The organism is Rhizobium sp. AP16, assembly GCF_000281735.1.
GTDB classification, from domain to species: domain Bacteria; phylum Pseudomonadota; class Alphaproteobacteria; order Rhizobiales; family Rhizobiaceae; genus Rhizobium; species Rhizobium rhizogenes.
In genome coordinates this window covers 1-22,464 of the sequence record NZ_AJVM01000081.1, presented here as the reverse complement: position 1 = coordinate 22,464, position 22,464 = coordinate 1, and the positions used below count along the sequence as shown (strand labels likewise).

The window sequence follows — 22,464 nt, the reverse complement described above, 5'->3', positions numbered from 1 at the left end:
AAACAGGTTACCGATAAATCAACCCTACCGGGAAAGGTTGTTTTCAAGCCTTTGTTCGGCGAACTGGAGGGATCCCATGCAGGACGGCAAGATACGCCAGGCTTTGGTCGAGCTCCTGTATCGAAATTCCTATGGCGTGGTCGTCTCCAACATCGTCATTTCTCTGGCGGCCGCCTATATTCTGAGAACAGCCGTTTCCTCCACTTGGCTTCTCGGCTGGCTTGGTGGCCTGTATCTGCTGACCGCCATACGTGTACTTGCCTCCCGCAGCTTCTTCAGCCGTGAGCGAGAGCCGGGGTCGATCGCGTGGTGGGCTTGGCTCGCAGCAGCGTTTTCCTGGATCTCGGCTCTTCTGTGGGGCGCGATGGGGTGGGTCGGCTTTCTTCCCGAAGAGCCTGTCGTGCTTTCCTTTACGGTTATCGTGCTGACGGGACTTGTTTGCGGCACGGTGCCGTCGCTATCGGCTTTCCCACCGGCACTGATCGGCTCGATCATCATCACGGTGATACCGATCGCCCTGCGGTGCATCCTCAGCGGCAGCGACATGTCCGGCGCCTTTCTGTTTCTGCTCGTCTCCATGGTGTTCATCAACATCTACTATTGCCGCATCACCTACCGCATGCTCCGCGAAACCGTCGCGCTACGGCTGGAAAACGAGGAACTGGTCGTGAGCCTGCAGGAGGAACGCGACCGCGCCCAGACGGCCGATCGGTCGAAAACCCGTTTCCTGGCGGCGGCGAGCCACGATTTGCGCCAGCCGACCCATGCCTTGAGCCTGTTGGTGTCGACGCTGGCAATCCTTGGGCAGCGCGGCGATGTGGCCTCCCGTACCGCGCGCGAACTGGCGGCCAAGGCCAAAGCCGTCGTCGGCAATCTCAGCGGCTTGCTGAACGCCCTACTCGACATTTCCCGTCTCGATGCCGGCGTCGTCACGGTGACGAAGGAGCCAGTCTCGCTGAACAGGCTTTTCGCCGAGCTTCGTGATGAGTTCGCGAATGCCGCCGGGGAGCGCGGCCTTGGGTGGCGAACGGTGGACAGCACACTCTCGGTCGATAGCGACCCGATCATGCTCAAGCGCATTCTCGATAATTTGGTTTCGAACGCATTTCGATACAGCACAAAGGGGCGGGTTCTGCTTGGCTGTCGCCGCCGTGGCGCTTCGGTCGAAATCCAGGTCTGGGATACCGGCGCAGGCATCCCCGCCGATCAGCAAAAGGCGATCTTCGAGGAGTTCGTGCAGCTGCACAATCCGGAGCGCGACCGCACGCAGGGCCTCGGGTTGGGTCTGGCGATCGTGCGGCGAACCGCCCAGCTTCTCGGCCATCCGTTGCGTCTGGTCTCCACGGAGGGGCGTGGCTCCCTATTCGCCCTCACTGTGCCCGTTGCCGCTTCTGTTACTTCTGAGGCAAGGACTGACAATAGCAGGATCATAACTGAGAGCGCACTCGCGATTGCCGTGATCGACGACGAACGCGATGCGCTTGATGCGATCAGCTTGCTGCTCGAAACCCTTGGTTACAGGGTCTATGCCGGGCGCTCGGCGGCGGAGGCATGTCTTGCCCATGCCGAGGCGTCGCCGGATGGCACAGCACCCATCGATCTCGTCATCACCGATTATCGGCTGGAAGCCGGTACGACCGGCATCGAGGCGATCGAAGAGGTTCGTACCCATGCCGGACGTCGTTTGCCGGCGATCATCTTGACCGGCGATACCTCGCCGGCCCGCCTGCGGCAGGTCACCGAAAGCGGCCACCTGCTACTGCACAAGCCCGTCGATGCCGAACAGATGCTGCAAGCAATCACCGAATTATGTTCTCTGCAGCCGCTGGACAGTCGTGGAGGGTCGAGCAAAGGCTGATTTATTCCGCGCGGCTGATGCCGGTGCTGCGGGCGACCGTGTATTTCTTCCGGGTGATCGATCCGCTTGCTTCGCGGGGCTTCTGCTGGTAGTGAGCGCTCCCGCAGCTTTTGAAAAGCTCAGGTATCCGGTCGCAGCCCACCCGGTCAAAACAAGGGATCATAGATTATGAAGACCATCGTCGTCTGCTCCGGCGGACTGGACTCCGTTTCGCTCGCCCACAAGGTCGCCGCGGAACATCAGCTTATCGGCCTCGTCTCGTTCGACTACGGCCAACGGCACCGCAAGGAGCTGGATTTCGCCGCCGCCTGCGCCAAGCGCCTTGGCGTGCCGCATGAGATCATCGACATCACCACCATCGGCAAGCATCTGACCGGCTCGGCGCTCACAGACGACGTCGATGTGCCGGATGGGCATTATGCCGAGGAAACGATGAAGGCGACGGTCGTGCCCAACCGCAATGCCATCATGCTGGCGATCGCCTTTGGTCTTGCCGCCGCGCAGAAGGCGGATGCGGTTGCCGTCGCCGTTCATGGCGGCGATCACTTCATCTACCCGGATTGCCGGCCCGGTTTCATCGACGCCTTTCAGCAGATGCAGAACCAGGCGCTGGACGGCTATGCCAGCGTTTCGCTCTACGCGCCCTTTGTCATGACCTCCAAGGCTGACATTGTGACGGACGGCGCCCGCCACAAGACACCCTTTGCCGAGACATGGTCCTGCTACAAGGGCGGTGAGCGCCATTGCGGCCGCTGCGGCACCTGTGTCGAACGGCGCGAGGCCTTTCATCTCGCCGGCGTCGAGGATCCGACGGACTATGAGGATCCGGATTTCTGGGTGACGGCGACATCTGGCTTTTCGGCCCAAGAGGTGAAGTGATGTTTCGCATCACCAAGGAATTCCACTTTTCCGCCTCGCATCAGCTCACGCATCTGGCCGATGATCATCAATGCGCCCGCATGCATGGGCACAATTATATCGTCGAGGTCGAGCTTTCGTCCGCCGAGCTCGATGCCAATGGCTTCGTGCGTGACTATCATGAGCTCGCACCCCTGAAGCGCTATATCGACGGCAATTTCGATCATCGTCATCTCAACGACGTCCTCGGTCACGGCCGTGTCACCTCGGAATGTCTGGCCAAGCATTTCTATGACTGGTGCAAGGCGATGCTGCCCGAGACCTCGGCGGTACGCGTCAGCGAAACGCCGAAGACATGGGCGGAATACCGGCCATGAGCGAGGCACGCGAGGCCCGGATCCGCATCAGCGAGATATTCGGGCCGACGATCCAGGGCGAGGGCATATTGATTGGCCTGCCGACTGTCTTCGTGCGGACCGGTGGCTGCGATTATCGCTGTTCCTGGTGCGATACGCTGCATGCGGTCGATAGCGACTATCGCGATCAGTGGCAGCCGATGTCGGTCGACGAGATCTGGCAAGATGTGATCCGGCTTTCCGGCGGCAGACCGCTGACGGTCTCGTTGTCTGGCGGCAATCCGGCAATCCAGCCGCTTGGGCCGCTGATCGCCCGTGGTCATGGCGAAGGCTATAGCTTCGCGCTGGAAACACAGGGGAGCGTCGCCAAGGGCTGGTTCGCCGATCTCGATACTCTCGTGTTGAGCCCGAAGCCACCATCGAGCGGTATGGCGACCGATTGGGCCGTATTCGACGACTGTCTGCGCTTGGCGGCGAACAGGCCGCAGGTGGCGCTGAAGATCGTCGTGTTTGACGACCACGACTATGCCTATGCGCGAGAAGCCGCCGCCCGTTATCCGCATCTGCCGGTCTATCTCCAGCCCGGCAACCATACGCCGCCACCGCCCGACGCGGACGATGCGAGGATCGACATTGACGGGATCATGGACAGGATGCTTTGGCTCGTGGACAAGGTGACTGCCGACCGGTGGTTCGAGGCGCGCGTTTTGCCGCAATTGCACGTCCTGCTCTGGGGCAACAAACGCGGCGTCTGACCTTCTACGCGTGTGCCATCGGGGCACGGCGTTCATGCTTGGATAGGATATTCGAAACGCGCCCTGGGGATGAAGCGTCATTCCACGTTGCCGTGACAGCTCACGGGATGTCATGTTGGAGCACATCTACGGATGAGATGCCGACAAGAATCATTGACAATCATTGACGGGAGGGATGCTTGAAACAATTCATCGCTATTTGCGCCATCGGATCATCGATTGCCTTTGCGGTCCATGCGGCAGAGCAGCCTGCGCTCTCGGCCCATGCGGCCAAGACGCTGGCGTCGGACGGGCTTTCGTTCAAGGACCTCAATCGCAACGGCAAGCTCGATCCCTATGAGGATTGGCGCCTGCCGGCTGCCGAGCGCGCTGCCGATCTCGTCAAGCAGATGACACTCGAGGAAAAGGCCGGCCTGATGATGCATGGCACGGCGCCATCCGTCGGCGCTGGTGCCGGCATGGGCGTCGGCTCCGAGTATGATCTCGACCGAGCCCGGGACATGATCGACCGGCGGAAAGTCGTTACCTTCATCACCCGGCTAGGTGGCGATCCCGCTGTTCTGGCCGGAGAGAACAACAAGCTGCAGGAGATCGCCGAGGCCGGCCGTCTCGGCATTCCCGCCACCATAAGCACTGATCCGCGCAATCATTTCCAGTTCGTACTCGGTGCCAGCGTGTCGTCAGGCGGCTTCTCCAAATGGCCGGAAACGCTAGGATTTGCGGCCATTGGCGATGCCGCGCTGGTGCGGCGGTTTGGCGACATTGCCCGCCAGGAATATCGCGCTGTCGGCATTCAGGAAGCTCTGTCTCCCCAGATCGATCTCGCCAGCGAACCTCGCTGGCCGCGCATCAACGGCACCTTCGGTGAGGATGCGCAGATCGCCAAGACCATGGCCGAAGCCTATGTGGCCGGTTTCCAGAACGGCGAGGACGGTATCAAACGCGACAGCGTTATCGCCGTCGCCAAGCACTGGGTCGGCTATGGCGCGGCGAAAGACGGCTATGACAGCCACAATGCCTATGGCCGGCACGCCACTTTCCCCGGAAATGATTTCGCCGAGCATCTGATCCCCTTCGAGGGAGCCTTCAAGGCCAAGGTCGGCGGCGTCATGCCCACCTATTCGATCCTCGACGGCGTTACCATCGACGGCAAGCCGCTGGAACCAGTCGGCGCGGGATACAGCAAGCAGCTTCTGACTGACCTCTTGCGCGGTCATTACGGTTTCGATGGCGTCGTCCTCAGCGACTGGCTGATCAGCAACGATTGCAAGGATGTCTGCCTCGACGGCGAAAAGCCGGGCGTGAAGCCGACCCTGAACGAGGAGACCTTCGGCATGCCCTGGGGTGTCGAGGATCTGAGCCGCGTCGATCGTTTTGCCAAGGCCGTCAATGCCGGCGTCGACCAGTTCGGCGGCGTGACCTCCTCGGATCTTCTGGTTAAAGCGGTGAAAGAAAAGAAGATCAGTGAGCAGCGTCTCGATCAGTCGGCGACCCGGATCCTGATCCAGAAGTTCGAACAGGGCCTGTTTGAAAACCCTTATGTCGATCCGCAAAAGGCCCGCGCGATCGTCGGCAACCCGACCTTCGCAGCCGAGGCAACCGCTGCGCAGGCCCGCGCTATGGTGCTGCTCGACAACAAGGCCAAGCTTCTGCCGGTGAAGGACGGCAAGAAGGTATTCCTCTATGGCGTCGATCCGAAGGTGGCATCCGCCCGCGGCTTTATGGTCGTTGCGACCGCCCGCGAGGCCGACTTCGCGCTGGTGCGGCTAAATGCACCCTATCAGCAGCCGCATATGAACTATTTCTTCGGCTCCCGGCATCAGGAAGGCGACCTCGATTTCAAGGACGGCAATGCAGACTTCGAAGCCTTCAAGAGTGCGGCCAAAGAGGTTCCGACCATCGTAACCGTCTATCTGGCGCGGCCGGCGATCCTCACCGGCATTCGCGACCAGGCTAGCGCCATCCTCGGCAATTTCGGTGCCAGCGACGAGGCCTTGTTCGATGTGATCGAAGGAAAGCAGAAGGCGGAAGGAAAGCTGCCTTTCGAGCTTCCCTCCTCTATGGCGGAGGTGCTGGCGCAAAAGCCGGACGTCCCGCACGACACGCTTCATCCGCTCTATCCGATAGGCTACGGGCTGGCCTATTGATAGAAGCGCCATGAACTGGATCAGAGGCCGCGCGATTATGGGTCTTTGATCGCGTCCGGGAGAGCCATAGTTGCATTGGCGGCATCTCACGGTTAAGTATCTTGGTACGCCATAATACGGCTTACGAACGGCGGCCTCATGATGACGGCCAATGATCGTGACAAAAGGTGATGTCTTCGAGACCGGGGTGCAGGCATGAATGATGATTTGCGGGGCGCGGCAATTCGGGTGGAGCGTCCGGCGAAAACCTTGCGCGAGCTGGCGCTCGACAAGGTGCGCGAAGCGATAGTCAACGGATATTTTCGCCCGGGCGACCGTCTGGTGGAGCGTGATCTCTGCGCTCAATTGGGTGTCAGCCGTACGATCGTCCGCGAAGTTCTGCGCCACCTCGAGTCGGAAGGCCTTGTTGCCAATCTGCCGAACAAGGGGCCGATCGTCGCGCTGCTTGACCTTGGCGAGGCAAAGCAGATCTATGAGATCCGGGGTGCACTTGAAGGCATGGCCGCACGCCTTTGCGCCGAACAGGGCAATCCCGCAATCGCCGATGCCCTGGACAAATCACTGCAGGACATCCGCAGCAGCTATCAGGACAAGGATATGCCGGGCGTGCTCGCGCATACCTCGTCCTTCTATCAGACGCTGTTCAGCATGGTCGATCGGCATGTCGCCTGGGGGGTCGTCAACCTCCTGACCGTTCGCATCAATCATCTGCGTTCGATGACGATCAAGACGGAGAACCGTGGCGTCCAGGGTCCGGCACAAATGGCCCGTATCGTCGATGCCATTCGCCGCGGCGATGGGCCGGGGGCCTATCAGGCGGCAATGGATCATGTCGCCAGCGCCAGCGCCATTGCCGAGGCGGTTCTGTCCGGGCAACAATCGATCGACTGATCGGTCGCGGGCTGTGTTCCCGCAAGATATTTCCCTGAATATGAAAAGTGGGTCGGCTTCGCTAGCTGGCTTGTTGTCGCGCGAAATTGCGCCTGAAAACGCTCTGCCAGCTTGACACCGCACTTTGTTCAATGTGACGGTATGCCATAATCAAGAATACCAAAATGGAACGTCGATAAACTGGGATGTCGCCGTGGGCCATGCCCTCGCTTGAGAGCGGGCGGTTAGGTCTGTTTAGGCATCAATTTGTTGTTATCGTTGGATTTATCGAAAGGTTGTCGCGGATTTTTCGCGATCCGCAGAAAGCTGCTTGACAGTTTTGTATGATGGCATACCATCATATGTAATATCGAAAGCGAGATAGCCATGACCCTTCAAATCCGAAAGACCGTGCTGCAGATCGAAACGACGCTGATTGAGGGCGGGAAGGCGGCGGCCGTTCCGCTGAAGCTGTTTTCCGCGTTGGCGGTGGTTAAAAATCCCTGGACGGGTCGCGGTTTTGTCGAAGACCTGAAGCCCGAGATCCACGCGGTCGCCCCGGTTCTTGGCGAACTGCTGACGAAGATGATCATTGAGGCGGTTGGCTCTGGCGAAGCGGTCGAAGGCTACGGCAAGGCGGCAGTCGTCGGTGTCGACGGCGAGATCGAACATGCCTCGGCGCTCATCCATACGCTCCGCTTCGGCAATCACTATCGCCAGGCGGTCGGCGCCAAGTCGTACCTCGCCTTCAGCAATACGCGCGGCCCGGCCAGTGCTCCGATCATGATCCCGCTGATGGACAAGAACGACGAGGGTCGTCGCTCGCATTACCTGACGATCCAGACGTCCATTCCCGATGCTCCGGCCGCCGACGAGATCGTTGTGGCGCTGGGCGCTTCAGTCGGAGGCCGGCCGCATCACCGCATCGGCGACCGATATCAGGATCTGAGGGACTTGGGACAGGACGTCGCCAATCCCGCTGGCGTTTGAAGGATTTGGGCGCCGGGATGTCGACAGTGGAAACCATCGCGCAACACAATGCCGACGAAGCCGCGGCGAAGGGCCTGCCCCGCAGCAGGACGGCAAGTGGTACGGCCTATCATGAGGTCGGCAGCGGCGAGCCGCTGGTTCTCATCCATGGCGTCGGTATGCGTCTTGAAGCCTGGGCGCCGCAGATATCAGCCTTCGCGCGGACGCATCGCGTCATCGCCGTCGATATGCCCGGACACGGCGAAAGCAGCAAGTTGCCGGCTGTTAGCCCCCTCGAGGCGTTTGTCGATTGGTTCGGCGGTTTCCTGGATGAAATGGCACTCGACGGCGCAAATGTTGCCGGGCATTCGATGGGTGCATTAGTGGTCGGCGGAAGTGCTGCCACGTTCGGCCTCCGTATCAAGCGTGTTGCCTATTTGAATGGCGTCTACCGCCGCGATCCCGAAGCGAAGGCGGCGGTTCTTGCGCGTGCGGCGGCAATTCCGCTGACGGGCGTCGACAAGGAGGGGCCACTCTTGAGGTGGTTCGGCAATGACAGACAAAGTGCGGTTGCGCGAGACTTGACGCGCAACTGGCTAAGCCTCGTCGATCCGCAAGGCTATGCGACGGCCTATGCCGCCTTTGCCGGTGGTGACGAGACCTATGCGGATCGCTGGCCGGAGGTGCGTGTGCCGGCTCTGTTCCTGACCGGCTCGGACGATCCCAATTCGACGCCGCAAATGGCCGAGCAGATGGCGTCCATTACGCCGAAAGGCTGGGCAAGGATCGTCGAGGGCCATCGCCATATGGTGAACTTGACGGCGCCGGAGATCGTCAACGAGTTGCTCGCCGAGTGGCTCTTGAGCGGGGAGGATGCAGGATGACGATAGAGCAGTTGGATCCCAGAGCGCTGCGCGATGCTTTCGGTGCCTTTCCGACCGGGGTCACGGTGGTGACCACGCGCGATCAGGCCGGCGTACCGATCGGCTTTACGGCAAATTCGTTTACCTCGGTGTCGCTCGATCCGCCGCTTCTACTGGTCTGCCTGGCTAAGACATCGCGCAACTTCACGGCCATGACGAGCGCTACCTCCTTTGCGATCAACGTGTTGTCGGAGACGCAAAAGCATATATCCAACACCTTCGCGCGGCCGGTCGAAGACAGGTTCGCAACCGTGGAGTGGGCGTCGGGCTCTGCTGGCTGTCCGATCCTGGCCGATGTCGCGGCCTGGTTCGAATGCACTCTGGAGCAAGTCATCGAAGCCGGTGATCACGTTATTCTGATGGGGCGGATCGCCTCTTTCGAGAACAGCGGTCGCAACGGATTGGGCTATGCCCGCGGCGGTTATTTCACGCCGATCCTTGCCAGCAAGGCCGTCTCAGCGGCGGCGGAAGGCCATATCGAACTGGGTGCGGTTCTGGAGCGCCATGGCGAAGTGCTTCTCCTCGGCGATGACGTTCTTTCCCTGCCGGGTTGTGACGGCAAGGACGGCAGCCCGGCTGACCTCCTGCGGGACTATCTGGAAGAGCTTACCGGTCTCTCAGTGACGATCGGCTTTCTCTATTCGGTCTATGAGGGCAAGAGCGACGGAAAGCAGCACATCGTCTATCGTGCCTTCGCGTCCGATGGCGAGCCACGTAATGGCCGGTTCCTGAAGCCAGACACCTTGATCAAGGTCCGTTTCAAGACGAGTTCGACAGCCGATATCGTCGCGCGTTTCGCGGTTGAGAGTCAGATCGGCAATTTCGGCGTTTATTTCGGCGACGAGACCGTCGGCACGGTCCGCCCGGTTCCAGCAAAGGCGGCACGGCCATGAAATTCTCTCTCTTCGTTCACATGGAACGTCTCGACGCCGGCCAGAGCCACAAGAGCCTCTACGAGGAGTTCGTCGCGCTCTGCGAAATCGCCGACAAGGGCGGCATGCACGCGATCTGGACGGGCGAGCATCACGGCATGGATTTTACCATCGCCCCCAATCCCTTCGTGACCATCGCGGATCTGGCGCGCCGGACATCGCGGGCAAGGCTTGGGACGGGAACGGTGATCGCGCCGTTCTGGCATCCGATCAAGCTCGCGGGCGAGGCGGCCATGGCCGACATCATCTGCGACGGCAGGCTCGATATCGGCATTGCGCGGGGCGCCTATTCCTTCGAATACGAACGCCTGTTGCCGGGGCTCGATGCCTGGGGCGCCGGCCAGCGGATGCGCGAGCTCATCCCGGCGGTCAAGGGTATCTGGAAGGGCGACTACGCCCATGACGGCGAGTTCTTCAAATTCCCCTCGACCACATCGGCGCCGAAGCCACTGCAGGAGCCGAACCCGCCGATCTGGGTGGCCGCGCGCGATCCGAATTCGCACGAGTTCGCCGTTGCCAATGGCTGCAATGTCCAGGTGACGCCGCTCTGGCAGGGTGATGACGAGGTCGAAGGGCTGATGGGACGCTTCAACGATGCCTGCGCCAAGCATCCGGAGATCGAGCGGCCGAAAATCATGCTGCTGCGCCACACCTATGTCGGCTCTTCGGAAGCAGACATCGCACAGGCCGCGCACGAACTGAGCGTTTACTACAATTACTTCTTCGCCTGGTTCAAGAACGAGAAGCCCGTCAAGCAGGGCCTGATCGAGCGGATCCCCGAAGAGGAGATCAGCGCGAACGCGATGCTCTCCGATGCGGTCATGCGCAGCAACAACGTCGTCGGCAACGCCGAGACCGTCATTGCCCGCCTCAAGGCTTATGAAGCCCTCGGGTATGACGAGTATTCCTTCTGGATCGACACGGGCATGTCCTTCGAGCGAAAGAAAGCCTCGCTGGAGCGCTTCATCGCCGAGGTCATGCCGGTATTTGCGGAGTAAAGCCCATGCAGCGTTTCCAGTCTTATATCGACGGCGAATTTGTGGACGGAGAGGCTCGATTCCCGAGCATCGATCCGGCGACCGGCAAGATCTGGGCCGAGATGCCGGAAGCGCGCGAGAGCGACGTCGATCGCGCGGTCAGCGCCGCTGAAACGGCGCTCTATGACGGCCCCTGGTCGAAGCTGACGGCCACGCAGCGCGGCAAGCTCCTCTACAAGCTTGCGGATCTGGTTGCGGCCAATGCTCAAAAGCTTGCCGAGCTGGAGACCCGCGACACCGGCAAGATCATCCGCGAGACGTCAGCACAGATCGCTTATGTCGCCGACTATTACCGCTATTATGCCGGCCTTTCCGACAAGATCGAAGGGGCATACCTCCCCATCGACAAGCAGGATATGGACGTCTGGCTGCGGCGCGAACCCATCGGCGTCGTTGCCATGGTCGTGCCCTGGAACAGCCAGTTGTTTCTCTCCGCCGTCAAGATCGGTCCGGCGCTGGCGGCCGGCTGCACCATGGTCGTCAAGGCGTCCGAGGATGGGCCTGCACCGCTTCTGGAGTTCGCCCGCCTCGTTCATGAGGCAGGCTTTCCCGCCGGCGTCGTTAACATCATCACCGGTTTCGGTCCATCCTGCGGTTCTGCCCTCAGCCGGCATCCGAAAGTGGCGCATATCGCCTTCACGGGCGGGCCGGAAACGGCGCGTCATGTCGTACGCAATTCGGCGGAAAACCTTGCCTCCACTTCGCTCGAACTCGGCGGCAAGTCGCCCTTCATCGTCTTTGCCGATGCCGATCTCGAAAGTGCGGCCAACGCGCAGGTTGCTGGCATCTTCGCCGCGACCGGCCAGAGCTGCGTGGCCGGTTCGCGGCTGATTGTCGAGCGGAACGTCAAGGGCAAGTTCTTAGCCATGCTGAAGGCAAAGGCGGAAGCGATCCGGATTGGCATCCCTTCGGACATGGCGACCGAAGTCGGCCCGCTCGCAACGAAGCGCCAGCAGGATCATGTCGCGGCCCTCGTCGACAGGTCCGTTGAGAGCGGCGCCCGTCTTGTCACGGGCGGCCGGCGGCCGGACGGCGACGGATTTTACTTCCCGCCGACAATTCTTGACTGCGACGGCGTTGCCTCGCCGTCGCTCGCCGAGGAGTTCTTTGGCCCCGTCCTGTCGGTCGTTTCGTTCGAGACGGAAGCTGAAGCGCTGAGGCTCGCCAACGACACCGGTTATGGCCTTGCCTCCGGCGTCTTCACCCAGAACCTCACGCGCGCCCATCGCCTGATGAAAGGCCTGCGCGCCGGTATCGTCTGGGTCAATACCTACCGCGCGGTGTCGCCGATCGCGCCTTTTGGCGGCTTTGGCTTGTCCGGTCATGGCCGGGAAGGCGGGCTGGCGGCGGCCCTGGATTATACCCGCACGAAGACGATCTGGCTCAGAACGTCCGACGATCTGATCCCCGATCCGTTCGTGATGAGGTGACGCCGATGTTTTACGAAATCCGAACCTACCGGCTGAAGAACGGTACGATCCCGCAATATCTGAAGGTCGTCGAGGAGGAGGGGATCGCTATCCAGAAAGCCCATCTCGGCAATCTGGTCGGCTATTTCTTTTCCGAGATCGGGACCATCAACGAGATCGTTCATATCTGGGCCTTTACGAGCCTCGACGATCGCGAGGCGCGGCGGCAGAGACTGGCTGCCGATCCGCAATGGCGGGCCTTCCTGCCGAAAATCCGCGATCTGATCGAAGTGGCCGAGAACAAGATTATGAAGCCGGCTAGTTTCTCCCCTCAAGGGATCGTCTCGCCCGCCGCATAAGGCATGCCTGCAAGACATTAAAAACAAGGACAAGGGAACATGAAAGCAAGAATTGCACTCGCGGCCTTTGCCGCAGTAATAGCAGTGTCCGGGGCCGCCAAGGCCGACACGCTCGTCTTCACGAGCTGGGGAGGGACGACACAGGACGCGCAGAAGGCCGCCTGGGTGAACCCGTTCACCGACAAGACCGGCATCGCCGTCGCGCAGGACGGTCCGACCGACTACGGCAAGCTGAAGGCCATGGTCGAGGCAGGCCAGGTGACCTGGGACGTCGTCGACGTCGAGGGTGACTATGCCGCGCAGGCGGGCAAGACCGGGCTCCTCGAAAAGCTCGACTTCTCCGTCATCGACAAGTCCAAGCTCGATCCGCGTTTCGTTACGGACTATTCGGTCGGCAGCTTCTATTATTCCTTCGTCATCGGCTGCAATGCCGATGCGGTCAGCGCCTGCCCGAAGACATGGGCCGATCTGTTCGACACGGCGAAGTTTCCCGGCAAGCGCACGTTCTATAAGTGGTCGGCGCCAGGCGTGATCGAGGCGGCGCTGCTGGCAGACGGCGTTCCCGCCGACAAGCTCTATCCGCTCGATCTCGAGCGGGCGTTCAAGAAGCTGGATACGATCAAGTCGGACATCGTCTGGTGGTCGAGCGGCGCGCAGTCGCAACAGCTTCTTGCATCGGCCGAGGCCCCATTCGGCAGCATCTGGAACGGCCGCATGACCGCGCTTGCCGCCAGCGGCGTCAAAACGGACACGTCCTGGAACCAGAACATCACCGCCGCCGATTCACTCGTCGTGCCCAAGGGCGCGCCGAACCTCGAAGCGGCGATGAAGTTCATCGCTCTGGCAGCCTCTGCCCAGCCGCAGGCCGATCTGGCAAAGGCGACTGGCTATGCGCCTGTTAACATCGAGTCGGCAAGGCTGATGGATCCGGCAACGGCTAAGACCCTTCCGGATCAGCAGACGGCCAGCCAGGTCAATGCCGACATGTCATATTGGGCCGAAAACCGTGATGCCATCGGCAAGCGGTGGTATGCCTGGCAGGCCCAATAGGCTGAAGGACATCCGAAGGAGCGCCGCGGGCATCTGGCCCGCGGAGCAGGAGAGCAGGTCCGGCGCTTGGATGGGAGCCGGCCGTTCATCTGCGCCTGAGGCGGGAAAGGAATGCCATGTCGACATATATTGACGTCGCCAGCGAGAGCGCGCCCGCGTCGAGGGCAGCTAGACCCAATGGCTTCGGCGGAGTCATGCCGGCGCTGATCTTCGTTGCCATTTTCTTTGTCGTTCCGGTCATCGCCCTTCTGCTGCGCAGCGTGATGGAACCGGCTCCGGGCTTCGGCAATTATGCCGAACTGCTGGGCTCGGCGACCTATCTCAAGATATTTGCCAACACCTTCATCGTCTCCGGTCTTGTCACCGTCATCTCGCTGCTGATCGGCTTTCCCGTCGCCTGGACGCTGGCGATCATGCCGACGAGGCTGGCCTCATTGATTTTTGCGGTCCTGCTTCTGTCGATGTGGACCAACCTGCTCGCCCGGACCTATGCCTGGATGGTGCTGCTGCAACGCACCGGGCTGATCAACAAGATGCTGATGGCAACGGGGCTGATCGACAAGCCGCTGGCGCTGGTCAACAACCTGACCGGTGTGACCATCGGCATGACTTATATCATGCTGCCCTTCATCATCCTGCCGCTCTATGGCGTCATCCGCAAGATCGATCCGGCCATCCTGCAGGCGGCGGCACTTTGCGGCGCGAGCCGCTGGCAGTGCCTGACCCGTGTTCTCCTGCCCTTGGCCGCGCCGGGCATGGTGGCGGGCGCGCTGATGGTCTTCGTCATGTCGCTTGGCTACTATGTCACCCCGTCTCTTCTCGGCGGCACGGCGAACATGATGCTGGCGGAATTGATCGCCCAGTTCGTGCAGTCCCTGGTCAATTGGGGCATGGGCGGGGCCGCGGCCCTTGTTCTCCTCGTCGTCACGCTTTCGCTCTATGCGGTGCAACTACGGCTGTTCGGCGTGCAGAGCACGGGAGGACGCTGACATGCTGCTCAATTTCGACCGTCTCGGCTGGTGGAAATATGCACTTCTGGCAATAACCCTCCTGACGGCGGCCTTTCTGCTGCTGCCGATCGTCTTCATTGCGGCGCTGTCCTTTGGGTCGTCGCAATGGCTGATCTTTCCGCCTCCTGGCTGGACGCTGAAATGGTATGGCGAGCTTTTCTCCGATCCCCAATGGCTGGCATCGGCCTGGACAAGCTTCAAGATCGCCTCGATCGTCACGGTCCTCTCCGTGCTGCTCGGGCTCGTGACCTCCTTCGGGCTGGTGCGTGGCACCTTCCTGTTCCGCAATACGCTGAAAGCGCTCTTCCTGACACCGATGATCCTGCCCGTCGTCGTGCTCGCTGTGGCGCTCTATGCCTTTTTCCTGAGAATCGGCCTCGGCGGCACCTTGGCGGGCTTTATCATTTCCCATCTCGTTCTGGCGCTGCCCTTCTCCATTCTCTCCATTTCCAACGCGCTTGAGGGCTTCGATAAATCCATCGAGGATGCGGCGGTGCTGTGCGGTGCTTCACCGCTTGAGGCGAAGATCAGGGTGACGCTACCGGCGATCAGCCATGGGCTGTTTTCAGCCGCGGTCTTCTCGTTTCTGACCTCCTGGGACGAGGTGGTGGTGGCGATCTTCATGGCGAGCCCGACGCTGCAGACGTTGCCGGTGAAAGTCTGGGCGACGCTGCGGCAAGATCTGACGCCGGTCGTGGCGGCCGCCTCGTCCCTTCTCATCCTTTTGACGATCACGTTGATGGCGCTTGTCGCGATCGCACGCAAGGTACTGAAATCATGAGCGAACCCTTCCTGGAAATTAAAGGCATCCGCAAGGAGTACGGTCCTGTCGTCGCCGTGCACGATGTCAATCTCGAGGTTCGGCGCGGCGAGTTCCTGACCTTTCTCGGTCCATCCGGCTCGGGCAAGAGCACGACGCTCTACATATTGGCGGGCTTCGAAAATCCGACCAGGGGCGACATCACCCTCGATGGGCAGACCCTGTTGGCGACCCCGTCGCACAAGCGCAATATCGGCATGGTCTTCCAGCGTTACACCCTGTTTCCGCATCTGACCGTCGGCGAGAATATTGCCTTTCCCCTGAAGGTGCGGCGAAAGTCCAAGGCCGAGGTCGATGCCAAGGTGAAGGAGATGCTGCGGCTCGTCAGGCTCGAAGGCTTCGAGGATCGCAAACCTGCGCAGATGTCGGGCGGCCAACAGCAGCGCGTCGCGCTTGCCAGGGCGTTGTCCTACGACCCGCCGGTGCTTTTGATGGACGAGCCGCTGTCGGCGCTCGACAAGAAGCTGCGCGAGGAAATCCAGCACGAGATACGCCGCATCCACCAGCAGACCGAGGTGACGATCCTCTACGTGACCCATGACCAGGAAGAGGCGTTGCGGCTTTCCGATCGTATCGCCGTTTTCTCCAAGGGCATCATCGACCAGATCGGCACCGGGCCGGAGCTTTACGCCAATCCGCGCACCCGCTTCGTCGCCGAGTTCATCGGCGACAGCGACTTCATCTCCTGTGACCTCCTGTCGTCCAGCAATGGTCAGGCGACGATCTCGCTCGGCGGCAAGACGGTTTTTGAGCGGATCCCCGTCCATGGCATGGCGCCCTCCGCCGGCAAGGCGGCTCTGATGCTGCGGCCGGAGCGGATCCGGCTGGGGCGCGGCAACGGCACGAATGATGGCTTCAGCGCGACGGTCAGCGACATCACCTTTCTCGGCAACAATGTCCATGTGGCGACGGAGACGGCGACCGGAGAAGCCCTGTCCGTGCGATTGCCGTTCGGTCACGAGGCGATTTCGGGCTTGAGCCGTGGCGACCATGTGCATCTCGAATTCGACCCGGATGCCGCACATGTGTTCTGCTGACGGTGTCGCCTTAAGTTCGGCCGGGCACAGGATGGCTATGCCTCGTTCTCGTCGTCGAATAGCCAGATGCGAATTCTCCACACGGTTATTCAGGCCCTGATGCGAAGGATGCTCAACGCCGAGCATGGTTTGCCTATTTTCCGTCCTTGATAACAACGACCATTTCGTCGAGATGCCATTTGTCGGGTGCTTGCCAACTGACAAGCTCTCCCTCCACGGCCAAGTCTACCAGCCCTGCGGCATTGCCACTTTCCGGAGGCAGGTCTTCGTCCGAAGGGCTGTTTTTCACCGGTGAAAAATATGCCGCGAATTTGGCGGTTTACAGTCTACTCGATCATTCCTATCTCGTTTCCAACACTGGACAATCGAGGAGGATGCGATGCTGACGAAACCCGATAAGGCGACGACGATCAGTCTTTGGAATGGGCGCGAGATTCCGCGGCTCGGCATGGGCTGCTGGGCGATAGGCGGCCCGTTCTACGCGGGCGACGTGCCGCTTGGCTGGGGAGAGGTCGACGACGATGAATCGATCCGCGCCATCCATCGCGCTGTCGATCTCGGCATCCGTTTCTTCGATACGGCTTCTAACTACGGGGCGGGACATTCCGAGAAGGTCGTTGGCCGCGCAATTGGCAATCGCGACGATATTGTCATCGCTACGAAGTTCGGTTTCGCAACCGACGAGGAAAGCAAGCAGGCGACGGGTGCCTTCGCCGATCCTGCCTTCATTCGTCGATCCGCCGAGACGTCACTGAAGCGGCTGAAGCGCGAGCGGCTGGATCTGCTGCAGTTTCACCTGAACGACTTTCCGCTGGAGGCCTCCGACGAAGTCTTCGAAACGCTTGAGGCCTTGAAAGCCGAAGGCAAGATCGATGCGTTCGGTTGGAGCACCGATCACTCCGATCGCGCGGCCAGGCATGCCGCGCGGACGGGTTTCGTCTCCGTCCAGCACACGATGAACGTCTTCGAGCCGGTTCCTGACATGATCGACGTGATCGAAAAGAACGGCCTGATCTCTATCAATCGCGGCCCGCTGGCCATGGGACTTCTCACCGGCAAATTCACGACTGAAAAAACCGTCGGCGCAAAGGATGTACGCGGCGCGAGCCTCGATTGGATGGTCTATTTCAAGGATGGCAAGATCGCGCCGGAATTTGCGGCGCGGCTGGATGCGGTGCGCAACCTGCTGACGGCGGATGGGCGTACGTTGACGCAGGGCGCACTTGCCTGGCTCTGGGCGCGCTCCAGCCGCACACTGCCGATACCGGGCTTCCGGACCGTCGCCCAGGTGGAAGAAAATGCCGGGGCATTGCAGAAAGGTCCTCTGCCGCAGGAGGCCATGGATGGTATCGACGCAGCCCTCGTCGGCCTCTAGGGACGATCACTTCCCTTGAACGTGGTAGCCCTGTCTTAACTTGGGCCGGTCACGATGAGGTCGGTTTAGGTCGTGGTCGATACGGTGATTGTGGACCAGAATGCTCCATAGCCAGTGGCTTGGAAGTGGAGCAGGCTGGCGCTGGCGTCTTTAATGGCTTCCCGAGCGCCCCGGATCCAGTGGGCTGTAAACCGGCTTCGATTCAGTCGACGGAGAAAGGTATCCGTCGTCCTCAGAAAGACAAGAAATGTCGCTTTAGCTAGTCTGCATAAGCAGACTTCTCTCTTCATTGAGCAAATTATTCCGCTGAAGACGCCGTCGATGTATTCGATCGATCTCTTGCGCGTCCAACATTGGTACGTCTTTGCCTTTCAAAATACCACTAAATCTATAGGGTATTAGAATAATTTGGAGAGCAGGAGACGGGAATGACATTGTCCAACATCGCCAACGAAGCGGTCAAATTTGCCTACTGGGTGCCGAATGTCTCGGGTGGCCTGGTGATCTCGAATATTGAGCAGCGTACGAGCTGGACGATCGAGTATAACAGAAAGCTCGCGCAGATCGCAGAAGCCAGCGGTTTCGAATATGCGCTAAGCCAGATCCGCTTCACCGCCGGCTACGGCGCGGAATTCCAGCATGAATCGGTTGCCTTCAGCCATGCGCTGCTGGAATCGACGACCACACTTAAAGTCATCGCGGCGCTTCTTCCCGGACCGTGGAACCCGGCCCTTGCGGCCAAGCAGATCGCGACGATCAATCATCTGACCAACGGGCGCGTCGCCGTCAACATTGTCAGTGGCTGGTTCCGCGGCGAGTTTGCGGCAATCGGCGAACATTGGCTCGACCATGACGAGCGCTATCGCCGCTCGGAAGAATTCATCCGGGCACTTCGCGGCATCTGGACGGAAGACAACTATACCTTCCGCGGCGACTTCTATCGCTTCAACGAATATTCGCTGAAGCCGAAGCCGATCGATCCGCAGCCGGAAATCTTCCAGGGCGGCTCTTCGCGGGCTGCCCGCGACATGGCGGCGCGCGTATCCGACTGGTATTTCACCAACGGCAATACGCCTGCCGAAATCCGCAAGCAGGTCGACGACCTCAAGTCGAAGGCGCGTGAGAACGGTCATTCCGTCCGTGTCGGGGTTAATGCCTTTGCCATCGTCCGCGAGACGGAAGAGGAAGCCAAGGCCGTTCTTGCCGAGATCATCGAGAAGGCCAATCCGGATGCGGTGAAGGCCTTCGGTCATGAGGTGAAGAATGCCGGCAAGGCATCGCCGGAAGGCGAGGGCAACTGGGCAAAATCCTCCTTCGAGGATCTCGTTCAGTACAATGACGGCTTCCGCTCAAACCTCATCGGCACGCCGCAACAGGTCGCGGAGCGGGTCGTGGAGCTGAAGCGGGCAGGCGCGGACCTGATCCTGCTCGGCTTCCTGCATTTCCAGGAAGAGGTCGAATATTTCGGCAAGCATGTGATCCCGCTGGTTCGTGAACTCGAAGAAGCCGCTAGCGCGCAGGCGGTGGCGGCCGAGTAGAGGCCAGCCAGCCCCTTATCTCTCGCAAGAGACTGATCATGAGAGCGTGGACCGGAAGCGGTCCACGCAACGGGGAAACTGCGCGCTGGTTTGCGCGACACCCGAAAGCCGTATGGAGGACAGCCAGTGCCCGCCGCAAATTATTCCTTCGACGCGCTGCCGACCGGCGCTTCGCGGGAGGATGCTGTCGAACAGATCGGCCGCAGCTCCTCTTCGTCTGTAGATGAAAAGAGCGTGCAGAACGCGTCCGACGATACCAGCGGCCTCGCATTGCACGGCATCAGCCTGTCGTTTGGCGGTGTCGCGGCTCTCATCGACGTCGATCTGTCGGTCAAGCCCGGCGAGATCCGTGCGGTCATCGGGCCGAACGGCGCCGGCAAGAGCTCGCTGATCAACGTCATCAGCGGCGTCTATCGCTCCGACCGGGGTCATGTACGCATCGGCTCCACCTCGTATCGACATGTGCCGACCGAAAGGCTGGCATCCCTCGGCGTGAGCCGAACCTTCCAGAACCTGGCCCTGTTCAAGGGATTGAGCGTTATCGACAATGTTGTCGCTGGTCTTGCGCATCGGGTGCGCTCGACTTTTGCCGAACAGGTTCTGGGTCTTCCCCGTGCCCGTCGGGAAGAGGCGGATACGCGCGAGCGCGCAATTCGCATCCTTGAATTCCTCCATCTCGACCATGTCGGTAACCGGCTGGCGGGAACGCTGCCCTATGGTTTGCAAAAGCGCGTCGAGCTTGCCCGCGCCCTCGTAGCCGCCCCGAAGATCCTGCTGCTGGACGAGCCGATGGCAGGCATGACGGCGACGGAGAAGAGCGACATGGCGGACTTCATCCGGGCCGCCCGCGATCAATATGAAACGACTGTGATCCTCATCGAGCACGATATCGGCGTGGTCATGCAGCTTTCCGACCGGATCGCGGTCCTGGATTACGGCCGCAAGATCGCTGAGGGAACGCCGGACGAGATCCGCGCCGATCAGCGCGTCATCGATGCCTATCTCGGCGTTGCGCCGGAAAACGAAGACGGGGAGGGCATATGATGGCGGATTTCGACTGGTCGTTTTTCATCGAGGTGCTGGTTGGCGGCTTGCTGTCCGGTGTCATGTATTCGCTCGTCGCGATCGGATTCGTGCTGATCTACAAGACCTCGGGCGTACTGAATTTTGCCCAGGGGTCGATGCTGCTGTTTGCGGCGCTGACCTTCGTCAGCCTTGTCGAACGCGGCGTGCCCTTCGCATTGGCCTTCGCCATCACCTTCGCAGTCATGGTGCTGATCGGCATCGCCATCGAACGCACCGTGCTGCGCCCGCTGACCAACAAGCCGCCGATCACGTTGTTCATGGCGACGCTCGGACTTTCCTACATCATCGAGGGGGCTGCCCAATTGATCTGGGGCACGCAGGTGCATGGACTTGACCTTGGGATCGAGGATGTACCCTTCGAGGTCGGCGGCGTGTTGATCAGCCAGTTCGACATGTTCGCCGCCGCCGTTGCCGCGGGAATGGTGGCGCTGCTGTCGGTCTTTTTCCGCTACACGCGTGTCGGCCTGGCATTCAGGGCCGTGGCGGACGATCAGTTCGCGGCTCTTGCGGTCGGGCTGAAACTGCCCTGGATCTGGGCGACGGTTTGGGCTGCCGCAGGTATCGTGGCGCTCGTTGCGGGCCTGCTGTGGGGCGCGCGGCTCGGCGTACAGTTCTCGCTGTCGCTGGTGGTGCTGAAAGCGCTTCCCGTCCTCGTGCTCGGCGGCTTCGATTCCATCCTGGGCGCGATCGTCGGCGGCCTGCTGATCGGCGCGACTGAGAAGCTCGCGGAAGTCTATATCGGCGAATATTTCGGCGGCGGCATCGAAAGCTGGTTTGCCTATGTCGTGGCGCTCGCCTTCCTGCTCATCCGCCCCTCCGGTCTTTTCGGACAAAAGCTCGTGGAAAGGGTCTGACCATGGCCGTCGTCACCGCCGATCTTCATTCCACGCTGCCGTCCTATCGTTGGCTGGCGCCGGCAGCGGTGATTGCGGTTGCCTATCTCGTCGTCCCATTCATCGGCTCGACCTATCTCTATGAGGCGATCCTCGTACCGTTCCTGGCGCTCAGCCTGGCGGGCGTCGGCTTGAACTTGCTCACCGGCTATGCCGGGCAGGTCTCGCTCGGAAGTGCCGCCTTCATGGCGGTTGGTGCTTTCGCCGCCTATAATTTCAATCTGCGTGTCGACGGCCTGCCGCTGATCGTCAGCATTCTGCTGGCTGGTCTCTGCGCGGCGGCGGTCGGCATTGTCTTCGGCCTGCCGAGCCTCCGGTTGAAAGGCTTCTATCTTGCCGTTTCGACGCTTGCCGCGCAGTTCTTCGTGCAATGGGCACTGACCAAGTTCAGCTGGTTTTCCAACGACTCGGCCTCCGGCGTCATCGACGCGCCGCCTTTGACGCTGGCGGGCGTGGAGTTCACAGGTCCGGTCGGGCGCTATCTCTTTTCACTGACGGTCGTCGTCGTGTTGACCTTCCTTGCCCATCGGCTGGCGACATCGCAGACCGGCCGCAACTTCATCGCGGTCCGGGACAACGAGACGGCGGCGAGGATCATCGGCGTGCCCGTGTTGAAGACCAAGCTGCTGGCCTTTGCCATTTCCTCCTTCATCATTGCTGTCGCGGGCGTTCTCTGGGCCTTCGCCTATCTGCGGACCGTAGAGCCTGCCGGCTTCAATCTCGACCGGTCGTTCCAGATCCTGTTCATCATCATCATCGGCGGGCTTGCCTCGACCCGCGGCGCCTTTTTCGGCGCGGCGTTGATTGTTGTCTTCCCGCTCGTCCTCTCCCGCCTTGGTTCCTTCCTGCTTGGCGACCTGTTCGATTCCGGCGTGCTCGACATGAGCCAGCGCATCGTGCTCGGCGCCCTCATCATTCTGTTTCTGATCCTCGAACCGGACGGGCTTTCCTCGCTTTGGGGCAAGATCCGAAGGCGGTTCGGCGCTGCCGTCAGCAGAGCCGCCTGAGTCACGCTGGAGCGCAAGCTCCCAAGACCAACAAACGCATCATTCACTCATTCAAACCAGATCCGGTCTTCGTACCGGACAACACCCGGAGTGTATCCAGACATGACCATGCTTGCGAAACTCAAAGCCGCTGTCTTCGCGGCCGGTCTGGCCGTCTCGGCCGCCATACCGGCGG

The 22,464-nt window shown here is 60.8% G+C and carries 21 protein-coding genes and 1 pseudogene; 21 read left to right on the top strand and 1 reads right to left on the bottom strand.

Annotated features, from left to right (window positions below; all coding sequences use genetic code 11):
* The first annotated feature begins 76 nt into the window (after window positions 1-76).
* From PMI03_RS28060 to PMI03_RS27985, 16 genes are all read left to right on the top strand, one after another.
* Complete coding sequence (locus PMI03_RS28060; protein ID WP_007702085.1) at window positions 77-1,858, top strand: hybrid sensor histidine kinase/response regulator; 1,782 nt, start codon at window positions 77-79, stop codon at window positions 1,856-1,858.
* Between the two features lie 168 nt (window positions 1,859-2,026).
* Complete coding sequence (gene queC / locus PMI03_RS28055) at window positions 2,027-2,737, top strand: 7-cyano-7-deazaguanine synthase QueC (RefSeq protein ID WP_007702082.1); 711 nt, start codon at window positions 2,027-2,029, stop codon at window positions 2,735-2,737.
* The gene (gene queD, locus PMI03_RS28050; protein ID WP_007702079.1) at window positions 2,737-3,093 is read left to right on the top strand and encodes a 6-carboxytetrahydropterin synthase QueD; all 357 of its coding nucleotides are present in this window, start codon (window positions 2,737-2,739) and stop codon (window positions 3,091-3,093) included. The genes queC and queD overlap by 1 nt, the downstream gene beginning before the upstream one ends.
* The gene (queE, locus tag PMI03_RS28045; protein ID WP_007702074.1) at window positions 3,090-3,827 is read left to right on the top strand and encodes a 7-carboxy-7-deazaguanine synthase QueE; all 738 of its coding nucleotides are present in this window, start codon (window positions 3,090-3,092) and stop codon (window positions 3,825-3,827) included. Before queD ends, queE begins: the two co-directional genes overlap by 4 nt.
* A gap of 179 nt (window positions 3,828-4,006) precedes the next feature.
* Window positions 4,007-5,974 (top strand): glycoside hydrolase family 3 N-terminal domain-containing protein, encoded by a 1,968-nt coding sequence (locus PMI03_RS28040; protein WP_007702071.1) that lies wholly within the window; start codon window positions 4,007-4,009, stop codon window positions 5,972-5,974.
* A gap of 195 nt (window positions 5,975-6,169) precedes the next feature.
* The gene (locus tag PMI03_RS28035; protein WP_007702066.1) at window positions 6,170-6,865 is read left to right on the top strand and encodes a GntR family transcriptional regulator; all 696 of its coding nucleotides are present in this window, start codon (window positions 6,170-6,172) and stop codon (window positions 6,863-6,865) included.
* Between the two features lie 366 nt (window positions 6,866-7,231).
* Window positions 7,232-7,834: an amino acid synthesis family protein gene (locus PMI03_RS28030; RefSeq protein WP_007702062.1), complete on the top strand. Its 603-nt coding sequence runs from the start codon at window positions 7,232-7,234 to the stop codon at window positions 7,832-7,834.
* 17 nt (window positions 7,835-7,851) lie between these two features.
* A complete protein-coding gene (locus PMI03_RS28025; RefSeq protein WP_007702060.1) occupies window positions 7,852-8,697 on the top strand; it encodes an alpha/beta fold hydrolase in 846 nt (281 codons plus the stop codon).
* Window positions 8,694-9,629, top strand: a complete 936-nt coding sequence (locus tag PMI03_RS28020; RefSeq protein WP_007702057.1) for a flavin reductase family protein — start codon at window positions 8,694-8,696, stop codon at window positions 9,627-9,629. The genes PMI03_RS28025 and PMI03_RS28020 overlap by 4 nt, the downstream gene beginning before the upstream one ends.
* Complete coding sequence (locus PMI03_RS28015) at window positions 9,626-10,666, top strand: LLM class flavin-dependent oxidoreductase (RefSeq protein ID WP_007702056.1); 1,041 nt, start codon at window positions 9,626-9,628, stop codon at window positions 10,664-10,666. The genes PMI03_RS28020 and PMI03_RS28015 overlap by 4 nt, the downstream gene beginning before the upstream one ends.
* 5 nt (window positions 10,667-10,671) lie before the next feature.
* Window positions 10,672-12,135, top strand: coding sequence for an aldehyde dehydrogenase (locus PMI03_RS28010; RefSeq protein ID WP_007702055.1), 1,464 nt, complete (start codon window positions 10,672-10,674; stop codon window positions 12,133-12,135).
* Window positions 12,136-12,140: 5 nt separating this feature from the next.
* A complete protein-coding gene (locus tag PMI03_RS28005) occupies window positions 12,141-12,473 on the top strand; it encodes an NIPSNAP family protein (RefSeq protein WP_007702054.1) in 333 nt (110 codons plus the stop codon).
* A 39-nt stretch (window positions 12,474-12,512) separates the two neighbouring features.
* Window positions 12,513-13,523 carry an ABC transporter substrate-binding protein gene (locus PMI03_RS28000; RefSeq protein WP_007702053.1) on the top strand — a complete coding sequence of 337 codons (1,011 nt, stop codon included), beginning with the start codon at window positions 12,513-12,515 and terminating at the stop codon, window positions 13,521-13,523.
* A 116-nt stretch (window positions 13,524-13,639) separates the two neighbouring features.
* Window positions 13,640-14,512, top strand: coding sequence for an ABC transporter permease (locus tag PMI03_RS27995; protein WP_007702052.1), 873 nt, complete (start codon window positions 13,640-13,642; stop codon window positions 14,510-14,512).
* A 1-nt stretch (window position 14,513) separates the two neighbouring features.
* Entirely contained in the window at window positions 14,514-15,314 is an 801-nt protein-coding gene (locus tag PMI03_RS27990) for an ABC transporter permease (protein ID WP_007702050.1), read from the top strand.
* Window positions 15,311-16,390: an ABC transporter ATP-binding protein gene (locus PMI03_RS27985; RefSeq protein ID WP_007702049.1), complete on the top strand. Its 1,080-nt coding sequence runs from the start codon at window positions 15,311-15,313 to the stop codon at window positions 16,388-16,390. Before PMI03_RS27990 ends, PMI03_RS27985 begins: the two co-directional genes overlap by 4 nt.
* A 42-nt stretch (window positions 16,391-16,432) precedes the next feature.
* Here the strand turns inward: PMI03_RS27985 and PMI03_RS31940 are convergent.
* Window positions 16,433-16,525: pseudogene (locus tag PMI03_RS31940) on the bottom strand (IS6 family transposase); the annotation flags it as partial.
* A 244-nt stretch (window positions 16,526-16,769) separates the two neighbouring features.
* On the opposite strand from PMI03_RS31940, the gene PMI03_RS27980 reads away from it, so the two are divergent.
* The 5 genes from PMI03_RS27980 to PMI03_RS27960 all read left to right on the top strand — a co-directional run bounded on the left by PMI03_RS27980 (window position 16,770) and on the right by PMI03_RS27960 (window position 22,289).
* Complete coding sequence (locus PMI03_RS27980; protein ID WP_007702046.1) at window positions 16,770-17,765, top strand: aldo/keto reductase; 996 nt, start codon at window positions 16,770-16,772, stop codon at window positions 17,763-17,765.
* Between the two features lie 428 nt (window positions 17,766-18,193).
* Window positions 18,194-19,303, top strand: a complete 1,110-nt coding sequence (sfnG, locus tag PMI03_RS27975) for a dimethylsulfone monooxygenase SfnG (RefSeq protein WP_007702044.1) — start codon at window positions 18,194-18,196, stop codon at window positions 19,301-19,303.
* Window positions 19,304-19,537: 234 nt separating this feature from the next.
* Window positions 19,538-20,347 (top strand): ABC transporter ATP-binding protein, encoded by an 810-nt coding sequence (locus tag PMI03_RS27970; protein WP_409033809.1) that lies wholly within the window; start codon window positions 19,538-19,540, stop codon window positions 20,345-20,347.
* Entirely contained in the window at window positions 20,347-21,243 is an 897-nt protein-coding gene (locus PMI03_RS27965; RefSeq protein WP_007702037.1) for a branched-chain amino acid ABC transporter permease, read from the top strand. The genes PMI03_RS27970 and PMI03_RS27965 overlap by 1 nt, the downstream gene beginning before the upstream one ends.
* A 2-nt stretch (window positions 21,244-21,245) precedes the next feature.
* A complete protein-coding gene (locus tag PMI03_RS27960) occupies window positions 21,246-22,289 on the top strand; it encodes a branched-chain amino acid ABC transporter permease (RefSeq protein ID WP_007702033.1) in 1,044 nt (347 codons plus the stop codon).
* Window positions 22,290-22,464 lie beyond the last annotated feature (175 nt).

Excerpts from the sequence above, each read along its gene's own strand:
- PMI03_RS28060 (WP_007702085.1), top strand. The coding sequence starts at position 77 with ATGCAGGACGGCAAGATACGCCAGGCTTTGGTCGAGCTCCTGTATCGA.
- queC (WP_007702082.1), top strand. The coding sequence starts at position 2,027 with ATGAAGACCATCGTCGTCTGCTCCGGCGGACTGGACTCCGTTTCGCTC.
- queD (WP_007702079.1), top strand. The coding sequence starts at position 2,737 with ATGTTTCGCATCACCAAGGAATTCCACTTTTCCGCCTCGCATCAGCTC.
- queE (WP_007702074.1), top strand. The coding sequence starts at position 3,090 with ATGAGCGAGGCACGCGAGGCCCGGATCCGCATCAGCGAGATATTCGGG.
- PMI03_RS28035 (WP_007702066.1), top strand. The coding sequence starts at position 6,170 with ATGAATGATGATTTGCGGGGCGCGGCAATTCGGGTGGAGCGTCCGGCG.
- PMI03_RS28030 (WP_007702062.1), top strand. The coding sequence starts at position 7,232 with ATGACCCTTCAAATCCGAAAGACCGTGCTGCAGATCGAAACGACGCTG.
- PMI03_RS28025 (WP_007702060.1), top strand. The coding sequence starts at position 7,852 with ATGTCGACAGTGGAAACCATCGCGCAACACAATGCCGACGAAGCCGCG.
- PMI03_RS28020 (WP_007702057.1), top strand. The coding sequence starts at position 8,694 with ATGACGATAGAGCAGTTGGATCCCAGAGCGCTGCGCGATGCTTTCGGT.
- PMI03_RS28015 (WP_007702056.1), top strand. The coding sequence starts at position 9,626 with ATGAAATTCTCTCTCTTCGTTCACATGGAACGTCTCGACGCCGGCCAG.
- PMI03_RS28010 (WP_007702055.1), top strand. The coding sequence starts at position 10,672 with ATGCAGCGTTTCCAGTCTTATATCGACGGCGAATTTGTGGACGGAGAG.
- PMI03_RS28005 (WP_007702054.1), top strand. The coding sequence starts at position 12,141 with ATGTTTTACGAAATCCGAACCTACCGGCTGAAGAACGGTACGATCCCG.
- PMI03_RS28000 (WP_007702053.1), top strand. The coding sequence starts at position 12,513 with ATGAAAGCAAGAATTGCACTCGCGGCCTTTGCCGCAGTAATAGCAGTG.
- PMI03_RS27995 (WP_007702052.1), top strand. The coding sequence starts at position 13,640 with ATGTCGACATATATTGACGTCGCCAGCGAGAGCGCGCCCGCGTCGAGG.
- PMI03_RS27990 (WP_007702050.1), top strand. The coding sequence starts at position 14,514 with ATGCTGCTCAATTTCGACCGTCTCGGCTGGTGGAAATATGCACTTCTG.
- PMI03_RS27985 (WP_007702049.1), top strand. The coding sequence starts at position 15,311 with ATGAGCGAACCCTTCCTGGAAATTAAAGGCATCCGCAAGGAGTACGGT.
- PMI03_RS27980 (WP_007702046.1), top strand. The coding sequence starts at position 16,770 with ATGCTGACGAAACCCGATAAGGCGACGACGATCAGTCTTTGGAATGGG.
- sfnG (WP_007702044.1), top strand. The coding sequence starts at position 18,194 with ATGACATTGTCCAACATCGCCAACGAAGCGGTCAAATTTGCCTACTGG.
- PMI03_RS27965 (WP_007702037.1), top strand. The coding sequence starts at position 20,347 with ATGGCGGATTTCGACTGGTCGTTTTTCATCGAGGTGCTGGTTGGCGGC.
- PMI03_RS27960 (WP_007702033.1), top strand. The coding sequence starts at position 21,246 with ATGGCCGTCGTCACCGCCGATCTTCATTCCACGCTGCCGTCCTATCGT.